General features: G+C 70.1%; 2 protein-coding genes and 1 pseudogene. All 3 read right to left on the reverse strand.

What is annotated here, in order from left to right; all coding sequences use genetic code 11:
- A pseudogene (locus I5I_RS15565) lies at positions 1 to 395 on the reverse strand (DNA glycosylase AlkZ-like family protein); the annotation flags it as partial.
- Between the two features lie 50 nt (positions 396 to 445).
- On the reverse strand, positions 446 to 1,192 hold the full coding sequence (locus I5I_RS15570; RefSeq protein ID WP_036321930.1) for a sulfurtransferase: 747 nt from the start codon (positions 1,190 to 1,192) through the stop codon (positions 446 to 448).
- Positions 1,193 to 1,212: 20 nt separating this feature from the next.
- Positions 1,213 to 1,450 (reverse strand): aldo/keto reductase (locus tag I5I_RS15575; RefSeq protein ID WP_036321933.1); only part of this gene is annotated, 238 nt, incomplete at its 5' end.

Below are 1,450 nucleotides of genomic sequence, written 5' to 3' on the forward strand. Positions count from 1 at the left end.
GCCCGCCAGCAACGGGCCGTCGGCGCGCAGGCGCGCGAGAACGTCTGCGCGAAAACGCGCATTCGCCTCCAACCAGCCCGCCGCTTGCGCTCGGAACACCCGCGCACGATGCCTGCGAGCAGTGCAGGTCGCAGGGATGCCGCGTGGAACTGCCCGTCGAACTCGAACAGCGTCCGATCGTCCTCGACCGCCTTGGTGAGCTGGCCGGGTTCGTACCCCCAGCCGATCCGGGTGAACGGGATGGTCTGCTCAGCGGGCGCGATCGTGGCCGTGGGATCGATCTTGATCGACCCGAGCTGTTCGCCGACTTCGACGACGTCTCCGGGGCGGTCGGCGTCGAGCAGCTGAGCGCGCACGGCGATGCGTCGCGCCTGCTCCCGACTCAGGTGATGCATGCCGCGAGCGTACTCGCCGTCACGGACACGCGCCGCTGCCCGTGACGGCGTCAGGCCTCCGTGGCCGGTGCGAGTGCACTGTCGACGGCGACGCGCTCATCGAACACGAAGCAGTCGCCGCGGTAGTGCGCCTGCCCCTGCGCAGCGAACCACCCCAGGATGCCGCCATCGAGCTGCCAGGCCTCGACGCCCTCCTCGCGAAGGACGAGCGCAGCCTTCTCGCACCGGATGCCGCCGGTGCAGTAGCTGACGACCGTCTTGTTGCGCAGCTCGCCACGATGTGCGGCGACGGCATCCGGAAACTGCGTGAAACGCTCCAGCCGCCAGTCCAGGGCCCCTTCGAAGGCACCGTCGTCGACCTCGAAGGCGTTGCGGGTGTCGAGCATGACGACCTCGCGACCCGCGTCGTCGTGCCCCTGATCGAGCCAGCGGCGCAGCGTCTCCGGCGAGACCGCCGGAGCGCGCCTATCTGCCGGGCGGATCGTCGGGCGGTCCATCCGGATGATCTCCCGCTTGAGCTTCACCAGCATCTTGCGAAACGGCTGCGCGGAAGACCAGCTCTCGGTAGCCCGCAGCGGGGCGAAGCGAGGGTCGGCGCGAAGCTCGTCGAGGTAGGCGCGCAACGGCTCCGCCGCACCCGCCAGGAAGAGATTGATCCCTTCCTCGGCGAGGATGATCGTCCCCTTCAGCCCCGCAGCGACCGCACGCTCCCGCAACGGCCCGCGCAGTTGCGCGGCATCCGTGAGCGCGGTGAACAGGTAGGCGGACACGTTGAGCACGGCGGGAGCGGCAGACACCGTTCGAGCCTACGGCGCGCTCACATGTCGGTCGGAGTCCACTCCGAGACCTCGTCGAGCTCGGCCACCTCGTCGGCCGTCAGCTCGACCCGGCCGCCGTCGAGAAGGTCGGCGACCTGCGACAGCTTCGAGGCCGACGCGATCGGGGCGACCACGGTCGGCTTCGCGCGCAGACAGCCGAGGGCGGTCGCGGCGATCGACACGTCGTGCGCGGCGCCGATCCGCTCGAGCACCTGGATGATCTGAAGCCCCTGGGGG

Source organism: Microbacterium sp. B24 (assembly GCF_000333415.1).
GTDB lineage: Bacteria > Actinomycetota > Actinomycetes > Actinomycetales > Microbacteriaceae > Microbacterium.